Source organism: Acinetobacter sp. 228 (genome assembly GCF_048147885.1).
Genome location: NZ_JAYWYV010000390.1, coordinates 1 through 1,211, shown reverse-complemented (window position 1 = coordinate 1,211; position 1,211 = coordinate 1). Strand labels below are relative to the sequence as shown.

Below are 1,211 nucleotides of genomic sequence, written 5' to 3'. Positions count from 1 at the left end.
CAGTACAGCAGCGTGTAGAAGATGCAGAAAACCTTGTTAAACAAGTGGCAAATGGCGAAGTGGGTCAATTACGGTTAGGCTTTACAGGTACTTCAATGTTGAACCCTTTAATTCCTAAATGCGTTCGCTATTTCCAGCAGCAATACCCGAAAGTAAATTTAAAGCTTGAAGAAGCCAATACTTTACTACTCATCGATTTATTACTTGAAGACCGTTTAGATGTCGCAATTATTCGTTCGCCACGCAATATGCCGGACAGTCTTATACTTCAAGAATTATTAGCTGAGCCGCTCATTGCTGCTTTACCTTCCGAGTCTTTTCAACTCGACGATGCATCACACGAAATTGATTTAACTGCGCTGCGAGAGCTTGATTTTATTGTCTCGCCACCTTCAGTGAGTGCAGGGCTTTTTGATGCGATTAAACAGGCCTGCCATGAGCGTGGCTTTGAACCGAAAATTGGACAAAACGCCCCGCAAATTGTGTCAATTTTATCGTTGGTGTCTGCAAACTTAGGGGTGTCTTTGGTTCCCGAGTCGACCAAACAATTGCAAATACAAGGTGTGGCTTATCGGTCTTTGAAAGCACCTGTCCCTACGGTGGGTTTAGGGCTTGCTTATAAGAAACATGCCCCTTCACAAATGGCGATTAACTTTGCCAGTGTGGTGCAAGTGGCTTGCCACCACGCCAACGAAATAAATGAAATCGGCTAGTTTGATTTCGGCGCTCTGTTCATTAAAAAGATGCCTGAAATAATAAAAATCGCACCATATAAAAACGATAAAGTTGGCTGTTCATGAATAAAAACCCAAGCCATAAGCGCTGCAAAAATAGGTTCTGAAAGCTCGGTCACTTGTACCTTTGCGGCACTCATATAAGACAACGCTTTGGTGGTACAGAAAAAGCCGAGTATGGTCGGTAGAACAGCTAAACCAATCAAACCTAAAATGATGTCACTATTAAAATTAATGCTGTGCAAGTTTACTAAAAACGGAACTGCAAGATAAACACTACCAAACAGCAGTAAGTATTTAGTCAGAAACAGCCCGCCATTTAATTTGAACTTTTTCACTAAAACCGAAAATAAGCCATAACCCGTACCGGCAATAGAGGCATTAATCAGCATTAAAAGGCTATTTTCACCTTTCCACGAAATAATGCTAATCCCAGCAACCGCCAATAATGTTCCAATAAGCGAATGAATGTAGATA

At 41.5% G+C, this 1,211-nt stretch carries 2 protein-coding genes; one reads left to right on the top strand and one right to left on the bottom strand.

Going from position 1 to position 1,211, the window contains the following annotated elements; all coding sequences use genetic code 11:
* On the top strand, positions 1-713 hold a 713-nt coding region (gene sxtR / locus VXQ92_RS19265; protein WP_416682882.1), incomplete at its 5' end, for a multidrug efflux pump transcriptional activator SxtR.
* On the opposite strand, the gene VXQ92_RS19260 is transcribed toward sxtR, so the two are convergent.
* Positions 710-1,211, bottom strand: a 502-nt coding sequence (locus tag VXQ92_RS19260; protein ID WP_416682881.1) for a DMT family transporter, incomplete at its 5' end; no start/stop codon positions are given. The two genes, sxtR and VXQ92_RS19260, sit on opposite strands and share 4 nt — an antisense overlap.